Here is a 19,760-nt window from a genome sequence, read left to right as displayed (position 1 = left end):
CTTTATATTTATACTTCCATTGCCATGCTCCGAAGGAGAGGTCTTTGACCATGGCAATTGCTGGGTAATACCCCTATTACTAATTACCCATTACCTATTACCTTTAAGGTTGACCGCTTAGAAACTCAAAAAACAAATCAAAGGAACAAGAAAAATGTTCCTGTTTTTTGTGTTTATCTACGCAAATTTTGAATTCACTTTAGAATTATAAAGATTTAATAATCTAACTTTGATGTGTTTCTGCCCACTGGCTAAATGTGATTATCATTTATCTTTGTAACAAAGCTCACAAAGTTTTGCTAGAGCGTTTTTCTTCCTGTTAACGCTGAACTGACCTGAAAAAATATAGATTTGTACACGGAATACTGGCTGATGACACCGGATATATTGATGACGCCGGAGAGGATTTTCCTGGACGGAAAAACTTTTGTCCCCGCAGAGTTACTACCTATACCTGAATGGCCTTGTGTAATTAGTGAAAGACCGCAGTTAACGCTCACGATTAAAGATGACGACTTATTTTTAGTTACAGATACTCTAGGTAATCTTTCTGCCTGTTCTCTTGGTGATGGCAACCCTAGTATGGGGCTATTTTGTGCTGATACCAGATTTTTGAGCCGCTTAGAGTTGCAGATTGATGGGCGATCGCCTGTGTTATTAAGTAGTACTGCTGATAAAGGTTTTTCACTGTCAGTCTTATGTACTAATCCGAGAGTTGATGATCGCCTCCAAGCTGATACAGTGGGTATTCGTCGAGAAATTGTGCTAAATGGCGCACTTTTTGAAGAATTAGAAGTGTCTAACTATAGCACAAGTACAATCAATTTTGAACTGAGTATTAGCTTTGATGCTGATTTTGTAGATTTATTTGAAGTTAGAGGCTTTGGCAGAGAAAAGCAAGGTAAGCTTTTGCGTCTGATCGAGCCGACATTTGTAGAAGACACGGTAGTTTCTCTGGATGGTGCTTCGCCTCCCAAACTTCATCCTGCAATACCCACCGACAAATCTTTAACACTCGCTTACCAGGGTGTAGATGGTTTGGTGATGGAATCTCGCATCAATTTTCAGCATCGGCTACCAGATTACTTCAAAGGTTACACGGCAATTTGGCAGTTAGAGTTAGCATCCCATGAAAAACAAAAATTGGGCTATCGGGTGAATATGCTCACCAATAACAAGCCCACTTCTACTGTCAGCGCTCCTGTAACCTTGAGTCAAGCAAAAGCTGCTGAGACAATGGAAGAGCAAAACTGGGTGCAAGAAATTACACGTATTCGCGCAGACGAAAAAGGTGCTGTGAATCGTGTGATTGAACGTGCTGAGGAAGATATGTATTTGTTGCGTCAATCTTTTGGCAAATATAAGACTGTTTCGGCGGGAGTACCTTGGTTTTCAGCACTCTTCGGGCGGGATTCTATCATTACAGCTTCCCAAACCTTGATGTTAAATCCCCAAATTGCTAAAGAAACTCTGATTCTTCTGTCTCAATACCAAGGTAAAGTCGAGGATGAGTGGCGCGAAGAGGAACCAGGTAAAATTCTGCACGAACTCCGGTTAGGAGAATTAGCTAGGTGTCAGGAAATTCCCCATACTCCTTACTACGGTACTGTTGATGCTACTCCTTTGTGGCTGATGCTATACACCGAGTACTATGCATGGACACATGATACAGAAACTCTAGAAAATCTGTGGCCGAATGCATTGGCGGCGATGGAGTGGATTGATCGCAACATGAAAGCCACTGGCTACCTCAGCTATCAACGTAAATCCAAAGGTGGTTTAGTTAACCAAGGTTGGAAAGATTCTGGTGATTGTATTGTCAACCGTAAAGGCGAATTAGCTAACGGAGCGATCGCTCTTTGTGAAGTCCAAGGTTACGTCTATGCCGCTAAAATGCGCTTGGCAGAAATTGCTAGAATGAAAAAGCGGCTGGATTTATCAGATCGTTGGCAGGAAGAAGCCAGAAATCTAAAGCTGCGGTTTAACAGAGATTTTTGGATGGAAGACCAAGATTTCTGTGCTTTAGCTTTAGATGGAGATGGTAAACAAGTAGACAGTATTACTTCAAATCCTGGTCACTGTCTGCACTTGGGTATTTTTACACCAGAAAAAGCTTATAGTGTGGCAGAGCGATTGCGCGCCCCTGATATGTTTAATGGTTGGGGTATTCGCACCCTCAGCAGTTTGTCACCTGCTTACAATCCGATGGGATATCACACCGGTTCTGTATGGCCCCATGATAATTCTTTGATCGCTATGGGATTGCGATCGCTCGGTTTAGTCGATCAAGCCTTGGAACTTTTTGAGGGTTTATTCGACATGACTAAAAAGCAGTCCTATTATCGCCCTCCAGAGTTATTTTGCGGTTTCGAGCGTATCAGTGATGATAGTTCTCCTGTACAGTATCCTGTTGCTTGTACACCCCAAGCGTGGGCTACTGGTAGTATTTTTCAGATGCTGCATATGATGGTGAATCTAGTCCCAGATGCACCCAATAACTGCTTACGGATTATCGACCCCGCTTTGCCAGAGTCAATCAATCGCCTCTCGCTGCATAATCTGCGAGTCGGTCCCACTATCCTTGATTTAGAATTCGAGCGTTCTGGAAATACCACAGCTTGCCGTGTTGCCAAAAAACGCGGAAACCTCCGAGTAGTAATTGAAGCTTAATTGAAGGATGAAGTGTGAAGTATGAAGGATGAAGTATGAAATGTGTAGAAGCCCGTTAGGGCTGCTTGCCGTAGGTTACGATGAACTATGAGCTAAAGTAAAGGTTTTGTCCTTCATCCTTTAGCCTTCATGCTTCATCCTTTAGCCTTCTTCCTGGGTTTCGCTTTTTTGTCCTGGTGAAGATTCATAAAGAGCATCAAGTTGTTGACGCGCATCATCGACATTGATCGAACGCATTACTAACAATGGTTCTTTGATGATGTTGCCAGAATCATCTAGTAATTCTGGATGAGGTGTGAACGCTCTTCTAGATGCTACATAGGGATAGTTACCTTGATTTGCCATTGACGAGTACCTGGCTGGATAACTCCGGTCTCTATCAAAGCTGAACATGATTAAATTGCGAATTAAGTTCGCAACAGCTATACAAGCAAGAATTGTAAAAGCCAGAATGTAAAGTAGATGTAACATCGGATTTTCCTCCAGAGGCAAAATTTTTAAAAGAATTTATAACAATGATTTGTTCTGCCTAGTTTGAATTGAAAACTATGGCAAATAGCAAAAACTTTGTTCCTAGGCCTATATTTGCGGTTTGAATCTGGGAATCAAAACAAGTGTATAATCAATCACATGGCTGACTTAAGTAATAAATGCTGTCAAGAGTTTTATTCGCTTCCAGAATTTATCTGCCGTCTTGCTGTTGTGAGCTTGGGTTTTCAGTGCGGAAATACATCGCTACCTTCCAGCATTGTGATAACAATTGATGCCAAGGCATTAAGGTTGCCATATCAATTCCAACTTGTCCCTCTGTTGCAGTAAACAGCATCTTGGCTGTGTTCACCTCTTCCTGGGCTTGCTTGACTCGCTCTAGCAAGGCAGATTGCTCCTGGCTGCTCATAAAATTAAGTTGCTCTGTTTCCAGAAAATTACGCGATCGCGCAAACCAATACTGAAAATCATCCAGTAGTGGTTGCAAAATTGTCTTGAGCAACTCAGGCTCTGATAAGTTTGAGTCTCGCATAATTGACAAGCATATTTCTAAGTTTCTTACTAATATTAACGCTATTTACGATTCTTAACATTCAAAATATACGCCATATACCATAAACTTTCAAAAAAATGTATTTTGTGCTACTTATTAACATTATATATATATCCAATGTTATTTGTACCTATCCTCAAGGCAGATTCAAGCAAAGTATTTAAACATTTCTTAAGTCTTTAGGGAAAATAGAAATAATATTAAGTAATAACGATCAAAAACATAAAACCTCCAAAATTTATATCAAAAATCATCTGTGAATAGGGGATAAGGGATCGGGGATAAGGTATGGGTGTTCGGGAATTGATTAATTATTATTTTTCTTAATTCCCTAATCCCTGACCCCCAATTAATTCCCCGATCCCCGATCCTCTTATGGTCGCTAATATATATGTCAGTTGCAAATTACTAATAAATCATCACTTCGCTAATGGATCAGCAGCCGATGTCGCCTTCTGAACAATTTAGTCCATCACAACAGCCAGAGAAAAAAATTTATTTGCCGCGTACAAGTGAATCAGAAAACTTAAAAAAAATTCGTCATACCACATCCCATGTGATGGCGATGGCGGTGCAAAAGCTGTTTCCCAAGGCGCAAGTTACCATTGGTCCGTGGATTGAAAACGGCTTTTACTACGATTTTGATAATCCGGAGCCTTTTACCGATAAGGATCTCAAAGCCATCAAAAAAGAGATGGATAAAATTATCAATCGTAAACTGCCAGTCATTCGGGAAGAAGTTAGTCGAGAAGAAGCTGAACGGCGAATTAAGGAAATTAACGAACCTTATAAGCTAGAAATTCTGGCGGATATTAAAGAAGAACCAATTACCATCTATCACTTAGGCAATGAATGGTGGGATTTGTGCGCCGGACCACATCTAGAAAACACCAAGGAATTAAATCCAAAAGCCATTGAATTAGAAAGTGTTGCTGGTGCTTACTGGCGTGGAGACGAAACCAAAGCACAGCTACAACGCATCTACGGTACAGCATGGGAGAACCCAGAACAACTAGCAGAGTACAAGCGGCGTAAAGAAGAAGCACTAAGACGAGATCACCGTAAACTGGGCAAGGAACTGGGGTTATTTATTTTTTCCGACTTAGTGGGGCCAGGATTGCCATTATGGACACCCAAAGGAACCTTACTGCGGAGCCTTTTAGAAGACTTCCTCAAACAAGAACAAATAAAACGTGGCTATCAACCAGTCGTCACTCCTCACATCGGTAGAGTCGATTTATTTAAAACCTCTGGCCATTGGCAGAAGTATAAAGAAGACTTATTCCCGATGATGGCAGAAAACGAAGATGCAGCTGCCCATGAGCAAGGCTTTGTTCTCAAAGCCATGAATTGTCCTTTTCACATCCAAATATATAAAAGCGAATTGCGTTCTTATCGTGAATTACCGATACGGTTGGCGGAATTTGGCACTGTCTACCGCTTTGAGCAATCTGGAGAATTGGGCGGTTTAACGCGAGTGCGGGGCTTTACTCAGGACGATGCTCACATATTTGTGACTCCAGAGCAGCTAGACAGCGAATTCCTTAACGTGGTTGACTTGATCTTGTCAGTGATTAAAACTCTTAAACTTGATCAGAATTTCAAAGCACGACTGAGTTTTCGCGATCCAGCCAGTGATAAGTACATTGGCTCTGATGAAGCTTGGGACAAAGCTGAAAGTGCCATACGTCGTGCTGTAGAAAGTTTGGGAATGGATCACTTTGAAGGCATTGGTGAGGCTGCTTTCTACGGACCCAAACTAGATTTTATCGTCCGTGATGCTCTGGAGAGGGAATGGCAGTTGGGAACGGTGCAAGTCGATTACAACTTGCCAGAAAGATTTGATTTAGAGTATGTCGCTGAAGATGGTTCTCGTAAACGTCCAGTGATGATTCACCGTGCGCCTTTTGGTTCTTTAGAAAGACTTATTGGCATCTTAATCGAAGAATATGCTGGAGATTTCCCTTTGTGGTTAGCGCCAGTACAAGCAAGATTACTACCAGTGAGTGAAGTGCAACTTGATTTTGCCAAAGAAGTTGCAGCAAAAATGAGAGCATTAGGTATTCGGGCGGAAGTAGATACTAGTGGCGATCGCCTGGGTAAACTCATTCGCAATGCCGAAAAAGAAAAGATCCCCATCATGGCTGTGATCGGTGCTAAAGAAGTAGAAACTAATTCTTTGAGTATCCGCACTCGTGCAAATGGGGAATTAGGGACTATGCCTGTGGACGAAGTTTTAGATAAGATTAAGGAAGCTATCGCAAACTTCGAGAATTTTTAACAATGTATTAGGTGGGTATTGCCCACCTGATTATATTGCAATATAAATTAACTAGAAATTACATTATGAGTTCTACAAAACAAAAGATACAATCTCTTTTGAACCAATTACCTGATAATTGTTCTATAGAAGATGTTCAATATCATTTGTACGTCATTGAAAAAGTCCGGCGCGGTTTAGAAGTGGCCGAACATCAAGCAACCAGAACCCAAAATGAGGCCGAAGAACGATTGAACAAATGGCTTATCAAGTAGAATGGTCTCCCAAAGCGTTAGATGATGTAGAAGCAATTGCCATATATATAGCTCGTGACTCGGCTTCCTATGCTGCGACAGTTGTCAAGAAAATACTTGACACAAGCGTCAACTTAAGCAAAGAACCTTTTTCTGGTCGCATTGTACCAGAGTTTGGCAACGATAATATCAGAGAATATCCGGCATATAGCTACAGAATCATCTATCGCATTCAGGGAGATATTGTTACTGTTGCCGCAGTGATTTACGGAAAGAAGTTACTGGATAAATTTGAAATGGATTGAATAGCATTGCCTATGAGTTAAATCAAACAAACCCAAGAGAATTTTTCACACTCAAGCAAAAATGCAACCGGGTAAATACAGACAAAAAACCCATCTGTATTTATCCGGTATTTGCTTGCGTTGTGGGGGCGATCGCAAAATCACCCCCACTTTGTCTTTCTAAACTTATTTAGTAGCACCAGCCCTTGTGAAATAGTTAATCAGCAATATTAACCAAACTTGGAAGTTGTGAATTAGCCAATGTTGGCGCGGTAATAATAGTTGAATATAAACTTGATGGTTGTTGTTTAGCCACTACTGGTAGAAACTGGCGAGCGTGAGCTGCTACTTCTACAGTTTTGACATCATAGGTTTGGGTTGCCAATTTGGGATAAAAACCGATACCGATGATTGGAAGCAACAGACAAGCAGTGATGAACAATTCGCGGGGTTTGACATCGGGTACTACTGCATCCAGATGCAACTCTGTATTCTGCTTACCGTAGAAGACTTGACGTAGCATCGACAATAGATAAATCGGAGTGAGAATCACGCCTACAGCAGAAAGTAGTACAACTACAACTTTGAAACTAGAACTGTAAACATCGCTGGTAGCAATACCCAGGAATACCATCAACTCACCGACAAAGCCGCTCATTCCTGGTAATGCTAGAGAAGCCATTGCACCAGCAGTAAATAGAGCGAAGGTTTTAGGCATTACTTTGGCGATACCACCCATTTGATCCATCATCAAAGTGTGGGTGCGTTCGTATGTAACGCCAGAGAGGAAGAACAAACTAGCAGCAATCAAACCGTGAGAAATCATTTGCAGTACAGCACCGCTTATCCCAATTTCTGTATAGGAAGCGATACCAACTAGCACAAATCCCATATGGGCGATCGAAGAATAAGCTAAGCGACGCTTGAGATTGGTTTGAGCAAAGGCACAACAGGCACCGTAGATAATATTGACTACACCTAAAATTGCCAGAACTGGAGCGAAGTAAACATGAGCATTGGTTAACATCTCCATGTTGATGCGAATGAGCGCATAACCACCCATCTTTAACAACACACCAGCCAAAATCATTGAACCGGGTGCAGAAGCTTCACCGTGAGCATCAGGTAGCCAAGTGTGGAGTGGGAATATTGGTAGTTTGACACCAAAAGCAATCAAGAAACCTGCATAAACCAGTAACTCAAAGGCTCTAGGATATTGCTTCATTCCCAGAGTTACCATATCGAAGCTGACGGTATCTCCCGAAAATGCCATTGCAAAGGCTGCTACCAGGATAAATATAGAAGCAAGGGCGGTATAAAGAATAAATTTAGTAGCTGCATAACGGCGCTTTTGTCCTCCCCAAATGGAAATCAATAGGTAGACGGGTACTAATTCGATTTCCCACATTAAGAAGAACAGCAGCAAATCTTGGGCGACAAATACGCCAAGCTGAGCGCTGTATAACATCAGCATTAGACCATAAAATAAACGCGGCTTGTTGGTTACTTTCCAAGCCGCGAAGATTGCGAGGGTGTTAATTAAGCCTGTCAGCAGTACTAAAGGCATTGACAATCCATCTACTGCAACAGACCAGTTCAAGCCCAACTGCGGAATCCAAGGATATTTTTCTACCAGCTGAAATGCTGAACTTTGAAAATCGTAGTTTTGCCAAAAGGCATAAATCATTAAAGCGAAGTCTGTTAGCGCTACTCCCAGACCATACCAACGAGCAGTTTTGCCTTCTTTATCTGGGATGAGAGGAATGGCTAAGGCAGCCACCAGTGGCAAGATAATTATGGTTGTTAACCAAGGAAATTGAGCAATCATCACTGAAAATCGTTTTTCGTTTTTACTTTTAATTACATTATATTAAGCAATTCATAGTTTTGTAAACGATATTTATCCCTATGATTCCTAAATCTTTAATAAATTTAGTAATAAATACTTAGATTTTTTACCAAATTTATCCTATATGTAAATTTTTGCTAAGTCAATAAAAAACAGTGGCTCTAACCACCGTTATAAATCTTAATATCAACTGTCTTAAGAATGATATTTCAAAAACAAGATCCCCAACTTCTTAGAGAAATCGGAGATCCATGTAATTCAAACAATGCGGTTAACAATTGTCCAGACATCTCCGTCAGAACGGACATGGGGAACCGAGATTGTCTTGAACCCAGTAATAAACGGCTTGTAATAGACTTGCCAGTACAGTGGACTGAGTTCATCAGCACAAGCCTTCAGACTGCGTATTTCTATGGCAAGTTCCGCAGCCAGTTCATTAATCCGTTGCGCGTGAACCTGAGCAATCTTTCTTGCCTCATCTAGTTGTTCCTGTAGAGAAAGTTGTTTAGCTTGAATTTGCCATTGCTGTAATTGGGCTTGTTTTTGTACCAATTGATCTTCCAAAGCAGCGATCGCATCATCTATGCCCTTGAGTTCCGCAACCAATTGGGCATTTTCGCGAGCATAACGACGATAAGCTTCAGTGATTGCTTGGGGTGAATCATTTTCGGGAGGTGTGACAGTAACAGTCAAAGAAGCACGTTCCTCACGCAGAACCTCAATTTGAGAGCGAAGTGCTGCAACTTCTGCCAGAATTTGCTCTATAGTCATTTTTTTGTTGTTTGTTGTTTGTTGTTGGTTATAGTTTGTTTGTTTTTTCAAACAACTACCAAACACCAACTAACAACTAATAAAAACTTCTTGCCCCTTGCGTATCAATCCCAAGCGATCGCACTATTGGCGAAATTCCTTGCGATCGCCAAGCCGCTGACATCGCCGCCGCCACCGCTTCCGCATTTATTGTATCTGTTAAAACCAGCAATGTTGGCCCAGCACCACTAATCACCATACCGTAAGCACCCGCATTAATAGCAGCGGCATTGACAACATCGTATCCTTTAATCAATGCTTTCCGGTAAGGCTGATGTAACTTATCTTGCAAAGCCGCCCTTAACCAATCCCCGTTACCAGTCTCCAAACCACGCAACAACAACCCCAAATGCGCCGTATTAAAAATCGCATCTGCTCGACTCACCTGAGAAGGTAACACCTGCCTAGCCTCCTTTGTAGAAAGCTCAAAATCAGGAATCGCCACCACAGGCACAATATTCTCACACCAAGGAACCTCACAAATCTCCCACTCTTGCCGTTCTACCGTTCCGGAAGCCGCTGCGCGTCTATGGCGTCTTGGTGGTTCAACTTCTACCCCCGTAGCCGCCAAACGACAACCCCCCAACAACGCCGGCACTACATTATCTGGGTGTCCTTCCATAGCGATCGCCAACTCCATCACCTGCGATTGGCTTAGAGGCTCACCCGCCAACACATTCGCACCTACTAAACCTCCAACGATAGCCGTTGCCGAACTACCCAAACCCCTTGCTAGCGGTACACCCAGCTTGATCTCAATTTCTACAGGTGGCGGAGTTTGCCCCAAGTGTTGATATAACTTTACAAACGCCTGATAGAGCAAATTACTCTCGTCAGTTTGCACTCGTTCAGCTTCTGCGCCAGTGACAGATATAATCACCTTTGCTGTTTCCCCTCCTTGATAAGGGGGTAAGTCAACACGGGTAAACGTAAACTCGTTGTACAGCGTTAAAGCAGCACCAATACAATCAAAACCTGGCCCTAAATTTGCGGTAGTTGCGGGAACTATAACAGATACAGAATCAACAGCAGTCATTGAAAAAATTTAACTAATCAATCAACCAGCATCTCACGATTTTGGATTTTAGATTTTGGATTTTGGATTAGGTTTTTTACAAAATCCGAAATGGGTTGACTCTGCCCTTACAGGAGGGCAATGAACAGGATAATGAGTCTTATATCACAGAGGTGCAATTTCCTGTGATCAAGGCTTGAAAGGAATTTGTAAACCTGGTAACTTCTTAGCAACTCAGTTTTGATTATAAGCAACTAAATTTCGTTATTAAAAAATGTTAAGTTAGAAATGTTGGATTTAAAAATAGTAAACTGAATCTATTCAACCAAACTAAAGAAGTTGCTGCAAAAATAAAGACTGGAAGTGAATCCAGCCGATAAAAAAGCGGGCTAACCGCTATTAACATGGTTAACCCGTGCAGCTTTGGGAACGCGCAGAGAAATTACTATTGCAATACCAACTTAACGTTGGCATTTTGCAAGCCGCGCTGTTTCACTTCTGTCAAGGTCTTGTTAACAGCATACTTCTGGTTGATAGAGTTAATCAGTTCGGTCTGATTATGCTTTTTAGCAACACCCCACAGGTCTGCGATTAGGTCAAAAGAACCGTCGCTGTTGCGAGACCAACCGAGGTCATATTCGCCTTCTAATACTGCTACAATGTCAGCACGAACACGCTGACCGTTGTAACCGCGAACATCAGCTTCGGTCTTTACGCTAATACCAAGGTCGCGCAGGGACTGCTTGAGGATTTCAGCGTCGGTAATTTTGGTACGCAGAGTGCTAAAATGAGACATTTGGGTTTCCTCCAAAGAGAGTAGAGAAAAAGGACAACAGTTTGGTTTGTTTTGAGAGTAAGCCGCGTTTAGCAGAACGCGGTTTTTTTTATTAACAGCTAGCCTTTAGGACTAGCTCTTCCCCCCTGTATTGCCAGGGGAAAGCTTTTAGAATTCCATTCGCTGATATTCAGCAATGGAAGCTGCTGCGGGTCGCGCACGCTGTCTAGCCCAATCTCTGAGGGCTGTAACCTGTTCTTGCATCGTCCGAGACAGCGGCAGTGTCGCTTTCAGTGCAGCAATAATATCTAATTGGGTGAACTCACGATCTTGGGCGAAAGCTTCGTACATCGCTGCCACGATCGCCTGTTCAATTTCGGCTCCAGAGAAACCATCAGACATTTTAGATAACTGTTCTAGGTCAAACCTGGAGATGTCTTCCCGGCGCTTATGCAGGTGGATCTTAAATATATCTTGCCTTTCTTCTGGTGTGGGCAGATCCACAAAGAAAATTTCATCAAAACGACCTTTCCTTAAAAATTCTCCTGGTAATCTTTCCACTCGGTTGGCAGTTGCCATGACAAATACCGGGGATTTTTTCTCTTGCATCCAGGTGAGGAAAGAGCCAAATATCCTGCTAGAAGTACCACCATCAGAATCAGAAGACCCTGTACTACCAGCAAAGGATTTATCTAATTCATCGATAAATAATATTGCAGGGGAAATAGATTCGGCGGTTTTAAGGGCGTTACGTAAGTTTGCTTCTGAACGTCCTACCATTGAGCCATCATAGACTCGCCCCATATCTAACCGCAACAGTGGCAAACCCCAAAGCCGAGATGTGGTTTTAGCAATCAACGACTTACCGCAACCCGGAACACCAAGAATTAACATTCCTTTTGGTTGAGGCAAACCATATTCCCGCGCCCTTTCTGTAAATGCATTGGAACGCTGTTTTAGCCACTTTTTCAATTCTTCCAAGCCACCAACAGCATCAATGGTTGCGTCTTCTTCTATGTATTCTAATATACCGTTGCGTCGGATTAATTGCTTTTTCTCTGATAAAACTATATCAACTTCTTCTTCTGTTAAGCGTCCAGTTGTAACTTGGGCTTTACGATATACTTTTTCCGCTTCGTCCTTTGTTAATCCTAAGGCAGCTCTGAGAAGTTTTTCCCGTGCTTCTGTTGCTAGCCGTCGCCCACGATGATTTTCTATATGGTGAGTCAAAACTTTATTCAACTCACCCATATCTGGAAGGGGAAAGTCTAAAACGACAACTTCCTTTTCCAGTTCAATGGGTACTTGCTGCATTGGTGACATCAAGATGATGTTCTTTTGCATGCCTTTGAAGCTTGCGATCGCATCCCGTAAAGACCTTGTTGTCGCAGGCGCATCTATAAAAGGATGTAAATCTTTAAGAATAAATATACCTGGTTCTCTTTGCCGGATAATCCAATCAATCGCCGCTTCTGGTGAAATAGTATTATGCTGACCTACATTCCGGGGTTGACCATACTCCACGATGCCGTGAGTTACTGTCCAAACGTACACTCGCCGTTGTGGTTTTGACGATTGAGCGATTGTAAAGATTGCCTGCTCAGCCCGCTCTTCCTCGGAGGTCACAAGGTAGATTAAAGGGTATTGAGCTTGAATGAGGATGTTGAGCTCTTCTTTCATAAATCGACCTACTTGAGACCTTTTACAGAAACTCTAGACATCGCAGTTGGCAAAGATGGCAGAATTTTGAGAATTCATAACAAGTTATGTATTCACAATTCTGAGCTTAGCAAGGAACTAATTCTTCCTCGCCTTTGGGATGGGCTTGCTCCATCTCTTCCACTGGCAGATGTTCTTGATTGCTACTAATTACTCCCGGTTGTTTGCCCAAACCAACCAATTCACCATCACGTATAACTAATGAGCTTTCACAATTAGGACAGGTGTAAACTCTATGAGTTTTTCCGTAGACAGCTACTTCATCAACTAGCTCCGAATTTGCCAGGTAGAAAACGAGGGCGCGTTCGGCAAGATCCGACATTGGCTCTGAATCAATAGCTGAACGTATTTTCAGTTTTCTGTGCAGTTCTGGCGACAAATACAAAGTAACTTTTTGCTTATTAGCTTGCATAACTCTGTTAACGGTCTTACCCGGGTATGTATCTTACGATATCTACTCGTCTTTGGCTTGTCAAGACAGCAAGACGCTTTGATGTCAATATTGTAATATTTATTTACACATGAAATAACGTAAGGTTTTGCACCCTAAAAATAGGTAGTGGTAAAAAAGCAACAATATCTCAAGAGTATTTAGTGAGATACCCATAAATTCCCTCTTCCAGCTAATCAATGAAAGCCTTTACTCCTAGCATATTTTGTCTTCTATCTGCCAGATCCCGCTTCCAGAGGAGTGCAAGACACATTATTTACGCGATCGCTTTATCTGTAATTCTGGGAGGCTGTACAAAAATAACTGCTTTCCACAGCTCCAATCACACTTGGAAAATCTATAGAAATAACCGATACGGCTTTGAATTTCCTTATCCCAGCACTTGGAAGTCTTTGCCATCAGACAACGCCGACGGCATCGTTTTTATTTCTCCAAGAAATAAAGCTGTAGAGATTCGCAGTTGGGCAGGAATGCAACTGCCAAAAGATATAAACCAAGACGAAAAGGGCAAAACATCAATAAACCCCAACTTTACAACTGCCCAAGGAGTAACCGGAGTACTGACGGTAGAAGTTAGGCAACAAGAAAGTGTAATGACACTGCAATTAGCCCAAGGAGAACTGAAGTACTACTGGCAGGGAAAAGCACCCAGCCAAGAATTTAGTAGCTACTACCGCTTTTTTGATTACATCGCTAGTAGCTATAAAATTAGTCAACAGTCAAGGATAAAGAGTTAGTGGTTGTACAGACGTGCCATGGCACGTCCGTACATTGGTTAGTAGTTAGTTATTTGTTTTCTCCCTGGTCTTCCTGTCCCCGATACCCAATCCCCAATCTTCATGGTCTAGAGGTGACACAAACCTGGTAGATTTAGCTATCAGCGAGTAAAAACAGGTGAAAATGAAAGTCCTGGTTATTGGTGGCGATGGCTATTGCGGTTGGGCAACCGCGCTTTATCTTTCCAATCGAGGTTACGAAGTTGGTATTTTAGACAGCTTGGTGCGGCGGCACTGGGATAATGAATTGGGTGTAGAAACTTTAACCCCGATCGCACCAATTCACCAACGCACTCAACGCTGGAAAGACTTAACTGGTAAAACCATCGATTTGTTTGTTGGTGATATCACTAATTACGAGTTTCTCCAAAAAGCCCTGCATAAATTTGAACCAAATGCGATCGTGCATTTTGGCGAACAACGTTCTGCACCGTTTTCGATGATTGATCGCGAACATGCTGTTATGACGCAAGTCAATAACGTTGTGGGTACGCTGAATTTGTTGTACGCGATGAAAGAAGATTTCCCAGAGTGCCATTTGGTGAAATTGGGAACAATGGGTGAATACGGTACACCCAACATAGATATAGAAGAAGGCTATATCACCATTGAACACAACGGACGCAAAGATACCTTGCCTTATCCCAAGCAACCTGGTTCAATGTACCACTTAAGCAAAGTCCACGATAGTCACAATATCCACTTTGCTTGTCGGATTTGGGGACTAAGGGCAACAGACTTAAATCAAGGTGTGGTTTATGGCGTCCTCACTGAAGAAACCGGTATGGACGAACTGTTAATTAACCGCCTAGATTACGATGGTGTGTTTGGAACAGCGTTGAACCGTTTCTGTATCCAAGCTGCAATTGGACACCCCCTGACTGTTTATGGTAAAGGTGGACAAACGCGGGGATTTTTGGATATTCGGGATACAGTGCGATGTATTGAACTGGCGATCGCTAACCCTGCTGAATCTGGAGAGTTCCGTGTATTTAACCAATTTACTGAACAATTCAGTGTCGGTGACTTGGCGATGATGGTGAAAAAAGCCGGGAATGCAATGGGGCTAAATGTAGAAGTTAATAACCTAGATAACCCCAGAATCGAAAAAGAAGAACACTACTTTAATGCCAAAAACACCAAACTGTTGGATCTAGGTTTACAACCTCACTATCTCTCTGATTCCCTGCTTGATTCCCTATTGAACTTTGCTGTCAAATATCAAAATCGAGTCGATAAAAACCAAATTCTGCCAAAAGTTACTTGGCATCGTAAATAGCAAAGCATGAACATGCGATCGCTTGTTCTGTTTGTGTTTGTTGTATTGCCTGGTGTGGCATTTAGTAGCATTAGTGTTTACTATCTGCTTGCTGAATGGACAACACAGGATGCAGCCCATAAAAATTATCAACAAGTGGCAAAGTCTCCATCTGCAAAGGTGGGTGACTTACTTATTGCCCAAGCCGCAGAAAACAGACACAGAATCAATTGCTTTGCTCAAGGAGTTGGAGTTTTGTGAGGTGTGGCGATCGCAGCCATTGGCATTCATGGCATTTGCACCCTGCCTAACAAGACATCTTAACCATGCCAATTTTAGATTTTGGATGAGTCAATCTAAAATCCAAAATTGATTAACTTCAATCATACTTAAAACACAGGGTAAAACCTGAATGAGGCTGGTTAGACAACCCTATTTAACTCAAGTTAGTTGCTGACCGAAAACTGGTCGTCATATTCTTGCACAGTATGACGACCAATCTGTTGTTTATGCAACAGTTTGCGCTGTAAGTAGTGCTGAAATTGCCCAGAAGCTGGAATTATCTGAACACCCTGCCTGTAGTGAATGATATTTTATGAGGATTGCTCTATTTACCGAAACCTTTCTGCCCAAGGTTGACGGCATTGTCACACGCCTACGTCATACTATTGAACATTTACAACGCAGTGGCGACGAAGTACTAGTAATTTGCCCGGATGGTGGTATTACAGAATATAAAGGAGCCAAAATATATGGTGTCTCTGGCTTTCCACTACCTCTGTATCCTGAGTTAAAAATGGCACTACCCCGCCCAGCCATTGGTTACATTTTGGAACAGTTTCAGCCAGACATTATTCATGTGGTCAATCCAGCTGTTTTGGGATTAGCTGGTATATTCTACAGCAAGGTGCTTGATATTCCCTTAGTTGCTTCTTATCATACCCACTTGCCTCAATATCTCCAGCATTACGGTTTAGGAATGCTTGAGGGGTTATTGTGGGAATTGCTCAAAGCGGGACACAATCAAGCTGCTTTAAATTTGTGTACCTCTACAGCAATGATGGAGGAACTGACAGCCCACGGAATTGAAAGAGTAAACTTGTGGCAACGGGGAGTAGATACAGAAACATTTCATCCTAGCTTAGTCTCTGAGGAAATGCGATCGCGTCTGTCCCAAAATCACCCAGATAGTCCCTTGTTATTATACGTTGGACGTCTTTCTGCTGAAAAAGAAATTGAGCGGATCAAACCCATACTAGAAGCTATCCCCGCAGCCAGACTCGCACTGGTGGGAGATGGACCCCACCGCCAAGCCTTAGAAAAGCACTTTGCCAACACAAACACTCATTTTGTTGGCTACCTGGTTGGCAAAGAATTAGCTTCAGCTTTTGCTAGCGCTGATGCCTTTATTTTCCCTTCTCGCACAGAAACATTGGGTCTAGTACTCCTAGAAGCAATGGCAGCAGGATGTCCAGTAGTAGCAGCCCGTTCTGGCGGCATTCCTGATATTGTAACAGATGGTGTCAATGGATACCTATTTGCTCCTGATGCAGGTGATGAAGGTGCGATCGCTGCTACTCTGCGCTTACTAGAAATGAAACAAGAACGAGAATCTATTCGTCAAAATGCCCGCCGAGAAGCCGAACGCTGGGGATGGGCAGCTGCCACTCGTCAGTTGCAAGATTACTATCAAAAGGTAATTTATTCTGAATTACCCAAAGCAGCGTAATCCGATTTTAGATTTTGGATTTTGGATTGGGATTCATGTAGTAGTTAATTGTTGATTTTTGATTACTCTAAACCGTTAACTATAACCTAGTTACTAGTCCAAAATCTAAATCTAAAGTCTAAAATCCGTCTTGAAAAGCTTTGAAGTTCCCTCCAGGACGCTGCTTTGTAGACGCCCGTAGGGCGGCTTCTCGTAGAGTACGCCCCAAGCCCTAGCAACCTAACGGGAAGCCACTCCTTGTCTACAAACTTTTCGCAAAATCTAAAATCTAAAATTTCATGTCACTCCTTAATACTGGTAGCGTCCTAGCTACATTAACTGAACTGACTCAAGTTAATCGCACTCACGCTTTATTACGTCGTGTTAAAGACCTTTCTGTTAATGAATTTGTTTGCTTACTAGATTTTATTACTGCGGAATTCCAGCAATTTCTGCGGGCAATTGAGCTGATCAATAACGAAGCCCTAGAAACAATGCTGGAGAAAGTTTTAGAGGCGATTACATTAAAAATAGGTCAAATTCTCCAAGCTGAACATACTACTATTTTTTTAGTAGACAACGATAAAGGTCAACTTTGGACAAAAATTATTCAAGATAATATTTATAAGCCTTTAGAAATTCGTATCCCGATTAATGTTGGTATTCCTGGTTATGTTGCTAGTACAGGTGAATGTTTAAATATATCTGATACTGCTACTCATTCTCTGTTTAGCTCAGATTTAGAAAAACAAATGGGCTATAAGATTGATAATCTTCTATGTATGCCAGTTTTAAGCAGTAAAAATCAAGTTGTTGCCGTAGTACAACTGGCAAACAAAGCTGGAAATATTCCTTTTGACAGTGAAGATGAAGAACGATTTCGGGATTTTGCTTCTGCTATAGGTATTATCTTAGAAAGTTGCCAATCTTTCTATGTCGCAGCGCGCAATCAAAGGGGTGCAACGGCGCTTTTGCGGGCAACTCAAACACTAGGACAAAGTCTAGACTTAGAAGCGACTTTGCAAATAGTGATGGAACAAGCAAGAATTTTAATGCAAGCGGATCGCAGTACGCTATTTTTATATCGTAAGGAAATGGGAGAACTTTGGACAAAAATAGCAGCGGCTGATGGCAAAAAAATGATGGAAATTCGCATTCCCGCTAACCGTGGAATTGTTGGCTATGTAGCTTCTACTGGTGAAGCGCTGAATATTCCTGATGCTTATAAAGACCCCCGTTTTGACCCCAGTACAGATAAAAAAACTGGGTATGTAACTCGCAATATTTTATGTTTACCAGTATTTAATTCTGCTAATGAATTAATTGGCGTGACACAATTAATTAATAAACAACAAGGCAGTTTTAGTACTTCGGATGAAGAATTTATGCGGGCTTTTAATATTCAAGCCGGAATTGCTTTAGAAAATGCCCGTTTATTTGAAAATGTACTATTAGAAAAACAATATCAGAAAGATATTCTCCAAAGTCTTTCTGATGCAGTAATTTCTACAGATATGGCAGGTTGCATCGTGACTATTAATGATGCAGCTTTAGAATTGCTGGGTTGTCCATTAATAGATGGAAATGCTAAACATAATAAGCTTTCCTGGGAACAAAATTTAATTGGTCGCTTTGTGTGGGAGGTTGTACCAATTGATAATTTACAGATGCGGCTGCAAGATAGTTTAAAAACAGGTGCAAGACATTATGTACCGGAGCAAAGTTTGACGGTGGGATTATATTTAGATACTACAGATAAAGATACAAAAAATTACATTTTAGCAATTCGCGATCGCACTCAAACTGATCTTTTTATCCCCTGGAACCAATCTTTAACTCCCCAATCGAAGTTAGTCAGTGCTGATAGTGTCAATCAAATTGAACGTAGCATCAATTTAACTGTTAACCCCCTGACAAACCCAGAAGGAGGAGTGCGGGGTGGTTTGGTAGTTTTAGAAGATATCAGCCGGGAAAAGCGGATGAAAAATACTATGTACCGCTACCTAACTCCTCGTGTCGCTGAACAAGTTATGGCATTGGGAGAAGATGCTTTAATGGTGGGTGAACGCAAAGAAGTCACCGTTTTGTTTTCTGATATTAGAGGTTACACCACTCTGACAGAAAATCTCGGTGCGGCTGAGGTGGTATCGCTGCTAAACCAGTATTTTGAAACGATGGTAGAGGCGGTATTTAACCACGAAGGTACTCTCGATAAATTTATTGGCGACGCTTTAATGGCGGTGTTTGGTGCGCCACTCCCGCTTACAGAAAATCATGCTTGGAAAGCTGTGCAAGCTGCTTTGGAAATGCGACAGCGATTAGAAGAATTTAACCAACGACGCGTGATTCAAGAACAGCCAAAAATTCATATTGGTATTGGAATTAGCTCCGGAGAAGTAGTTTCCGGTAATATCGGTTCTCACAAACGCATGGATTATACAGTCATCGGTGATGGCGTCAATCTCAGCTCGCGTTTAGAAGCGATCACAAAAGAATATGGTTGTGATATTATTATCAGTGAATTTACTTACCAATTGTGCCGCGATCGCATTTGGGTGCGCGAATTAGATAAAATTCGGGTTAAAGGTAAACACCAAGCTGTAAATATTTATGAATTAATAGGCGATCGCGCTACCCCTCTAGACGCCACAACCCACGAATTCCTCTCTTTCTACCATGCTGGACGGAACGCCTATCTCAACCGTAATTTTGAGAGTGCGATCGTCTACTTTGAAGCAGCAAAAAGAATCCGACCAATAGATCAGGTCGTTGGTATTCATTTGGAACGCGCTCGTAATTACCTCAAGCAAAGTCTACCAAACTCTTGGGATGGAGTTTGGACAATGATGAATAAATAAGGAAATTGAGAGACGGGGGACACGGTAGCGC

Annotated in this window: 17 protein-coding genes; 9 read left to right on the top strand and 8 right to left on the bottom strand. The window is 42.0% G+C overall.

The window, feature by feature from the left end; translation table 11 throughout:
- The first annotated feature begins 372 nt into the window (after positions 1-372).
- Complete coding sequence (locus UYK_RS0108960; RefSeq protein ID WP_009456094.1) at positions 373-2,670, top strand: amylo-alpha-1,6-glucosidase; 2,298 nt, start codon at positions 373-375, stop codon at positions 2,668-2,670.
- A gap of 141 nt (positions 2,671-2,811) precedes the next feature.
- Here UYK_RS0108960 and UYK_RS0108955 read toward each other — a convergent pair whose 3' ends face one another.
- Both UYK_RS0108955 and UYK_RS0108950 read right to left on the bottom strand, forming a co-directional pair.
- On the bottom strand, positions 2,812-3,141 hold the full coding sequence (locus tag UYK_RS0108955) for a DUF2973 domain-containing protein (RefSeq protein ID WP_009456096.1): 330 nt from the start codon (positions 3,139-3,141) through the stop codon (positions 2,812-2,814).
- A 211-nt stretch (positions 3,142-3,352) separates the two neighbouring features.
- Positions 3,353-3,691, bottom strand: coding sequence for a DUF2605 domain-containing protein (locus tag UYK_RS0108950; protein WP_009456099.1), 339 nt, complete (start codon positions 3,689-3,691; stop codon positions 3,353-3,355).
- A gap of 451 nt (positions 3,692-4,142) precedes the next feature.
- Here UYK_RS0108950 and thrS point away from each other — a divergent pair, with 451 nt between their 5' ends.
- From thrS to UYK_RS0108935, 3 genes are all read left to right on the top strand, one after another.
- Complete coding sequence (gene thrS / locus UYK_RS0108945; protein WP_016871284.1) at positions 4,143-5,993, top strand: threonine--tRNA ligase; 1,851 nt, start codon at positions 4,143-4,145, stop codon at positions 5,991-5,993.
- A 65-nt stretch (positions 5,994-6,058) separates the two neighbouring features.
- Positions 6,059-6,247, top strand: coding sequence for a hypothetical protein (locus tag UYK_RS27660; RefSeq protein ID WP_009456103.1), 189 nt, complete (start codon positions 6,059-6,061; stop codon positions 6,245-6,247).
- A complete protein-coding gene (locus UYK_RS0108935; protein ID WP_009456105.1) occupies positions 6,232-6,531 on the top strand; it encodes a type II toxin-antitoxin system RelE/ParE family toxin in 300 nt (99 codons plus the stop codon). Before UYK_RS27660 ends, UYK_RS0108935 begins: the two co-directional genes overlap by 16 nt.
- 196 nt (positions 6,532-6,727) lie before the next feature.
- On the opposite strand, the gene UYK_RS0108930 is transcribed toward UYK_RS0108935, so the two are convergent.
- From UYK_RS0108930 to UYK_RS0108905, 6 genes are all read right to left on the bottom strand, one after another.
- Complete coding sequence (locus UYK_RS0108930; protein WP_016871282.1) at positions 6,728-8,338, bottom strand: NAD(P)H-quinone oxidoreductase subunit 4; 1,611 nt, start codon at positions 8,336-8,338, stop codon at positions 6,728-6,730.
- 279 nt (positions 8,339-8,617) lie between these two features.
- Positions 8,618-9,130 carry a hypothetical protein gene (locus UYK_RS0108925; protein WP_009456109.1) on the bottom strand — a complete coding sequence of 171 codons (513 nt, stop codon included), beginning with the start codon at positions 9,128-9,130 and terminating at the stop codon, positions 8,618-8,620.
- A gap of 76 nt (positions 9,131-9,206) precedes the next feature.
- Positions 9,207-10,205 (bottom strand): homoserine kinase, encoded by a 999-nt coding sequence (gene thrB, locus UYK_RS0108920; protein ID WP_009456111.1) that lies wholly within the window; start codon positions 10,203-10,205, stop codon positions 9,207-9,209.
- A 424-nt stretch (positions 10,206-10,629) separates the two neighbouring features.
- Positions 10,630-10,980, bottom strand: coding sequence for a DUF1257 domain-containing protein (locus tag UYK_RS0108915; protein WP_009456112.1), 351 nt, complete (start codon positions 10,978-10,980; stop codon positions 10,630-10,632).
- Positions 10,981-11,127: 147 nt separating this feature from the next.
- A complete protein-coding gene (gene ycf46, locus UYK_RS0108910) occupies positions 11,128-12,639 on the bottom strand; it encodes a stress-responsive protein Ycf46 (protein WP_009456113.1) in 1,512 nt (503 codons plus the stop codon).
- A gap of 106 nt (positions 12,640-12,745) precedes the next feature.
- The gene (locus UYK_RS0108905; protein WP_009456114.1) at positions 12,746-13,090 is read right to left on the bottom strand and encodes a slr0373 family blue light stress response protein; all 345 of its coding nucleotides are present in this window, start codon (positions 13,088-13,090) and stop codon (positions 12,746-12,748) included.
- 218 nt (positions 13,091-13,308) lie between these two features.
- Between UYK_RS0108905 and UYK_RS0108900 the strand changes: the two genes are divergently transcribed.
- The 5 genes from UYK_RS0108900 to UYK_RS0108880 all read left to right on the top strand — a co-directional run bounded on the left by UYK_RS0108900 (position 13,309) and on the right by UYK_RS0108880 (position 19,729).
- Entirely contained in the window at positions 13,309-13,866 is a 558-nt protein-coding gene (locus UYK_RS0108900; protein WP_009456115.1) for a hypothetical protein, read from the top strand.
- Between the two features lie 163 nt (positions 13,867-14,029).
- Complete coding sequence (locus UYK_RS0108895; RefSeq protein WP_009456116.1) at positions 14,030-15,184, top strand: NAD-dependent epimerase/dehydratase family protein; 1,155 nt, start codon at positions 14,030-14,032, stop codon at positions 15,182-15,184.
- Between the two features lie 12 nt (positions 15,185-15,196).
- Positions 15,197-15,424, top strand: coding sequence for a hypothetical protein (locus UYK_RS0108890; RefSeq protein WP_009456117.1), 228 nt, complete (start codon positions 15,197-15,199; stop codon positions 15,422-15,424).
- A 334-nt stretch (positions 15,425-15,758) separates the two neighbouring features.
- Entirely contained in the window at positions 15,759-16,892 is a 1,134-nt protein-coding gene (locus UYK_RS0108885; RefSeq protein ID WP_009456118.1) for a glycosyltransferase family 4 protein, read from the top strand.
- 278 nt (positions 16,893-17,170) lie between these two features.
- The gene (locus tag UYK_RS0108880) at positions 17,171-19,729 is read left to right on the top strand and encodes a GAF domain-containing protein (protein ID WP_009456122.1); all 2,559 of its coding nucleotides are present in this window, start codon (positions 17,171-17,173) and stop codon (positions 19,727-19,729) included.
- The last annotated feature ends 31 nt before the right edge of the window (positions 19,730-19,760 follow it).

The organism is Fischerella thermalis PCC 7521, assembly GCF_000317225.1.
GTDB classification, from domain to species: Bacteria; Cyanobacteriota; Cyanobacteriia; order Cyanobacteriales; family Nostocaceae; genus Fischerella; species Fischerella thermalis.
This window is presented reverse-complemented; position numbering and strand designations above follow the sequence as displayed.

Bases quoted from the DNA above. Each gene is read 5' to 3' on its own strand.
- UYK_RS0108880 (WP_009456122.1), top strand. From the start codon at position 17,171: ATGTCACTCCTTAATACTGGTAGCGTCCTAGCTACATTAACTGAACTG.
- UYK_RS0108935 (WP_009456105.1), top strand. From the start codon at position 6,232: ATGGCTTATCAAGTAGAATGGTCTCCCAAAGCGTTAGATGATGTAGAA.
- UYK_RS27660 (WP_009456103.1), top strand. From the start codon at position 6,059: ATGAGTTCTACAAAACAAAAGATACAATCTCTTTTGAACCAATTACCT.
- UYK_RS0108890 (WP_009456117.1), top strand. From the start codon at position 15,197: ATGCGATCGCTTGTTCTGTTTGTGTTTGTTGTATTGCCTGGTGTGGCA.
- UYK_RS0108905 (WP_009456114.1), bottom strand. From the start codon at position 13,090: ATGCAAGCTAATAAGCAAAAAGTTACTTTGTATTTGTCGCCAGAACTG.
- thrB (WP_009456111.1), bottom strand. From the start codon at position 10,205: ATGACTGCTGTTGATTCTGTATCTGTTATAGTTCCCGCAACTACCGCA.
- ycf46 (WP_009456113.1), bottom strand. From the start codon at position 12,639: ATGAAAGAAGAGCTCAACATCCTCATTCAAGCTCAATACCCTTTAATC.
- UYK_RS0108960 (WP_009456094.1), top strand. From the start codon at position 373: ATGACACCGGATATATTGATGACGCCGGAGAGGATTTTCCTGGACGGA.
- UYK_RS0108895 (WP_009456116.1), top strand. From the start codon at position 14,030: ATGAAAGTCCTGGTTATTGGTGGCGATGGCTATTGCGGTTGGGCAACC.
- UYK_RS0108930 (WP_016871282.1), bottom strand. From the start codon at position 8,338: ATGATTGCTCAATTTCCTTGGTTAACAACCATAATTATCTTGCCACTG.
- UYK_RS0108955 (WP_009456096.1), bottom strand. From the start codon at position 3,141: ATGTTACATCTACTTTACATTCTGGCTTTTACAATTCTTGCTTGTATA.
- UYK_RS0108915 (WP_009456112.1), bottom strand. From the start codon at position 10,980: ATGTCTCATTTTAGCACTCTGCGTACCAAAATTACCGACGCTGAAATC.
- UYK_RS0108950 (WP_009456099.1), bottom strand. From the start codon at position 3,691: ATGCGAGACTCAAACTTATCAGAGCCTGAGTTGCTCAAGACAATTTTG.
- thrS (WP_016871284.1), top strand. From the start codon at position 4,143: ATGGATCAGCAGCCGATGTCGCCTTCTGAACAATTTAGTCCATCACAA.
- UYK_RS0108885 (WP_009456118.1), top strand. From the start codon at position 15,759: ATGAGGATTGCTCTATTTACCGAAACCTTTCTGCCCAAGGTTGACGGC.
- UYK_RS0108900 (WP_009456115.1), top strand. From the start codon at position 13,309: ATGAAAGCCTTTACTCCTAGCATATTTTGTCTTCTATCTGCCAGATCC.
- UYK_RS0108925 (WP_009456109.1), bottom strand. From the start codon at position 9,130: ATGACTATAGAGCAAATTCTGGCAGAAGTTGCAGCACTTCGCTCTCAA.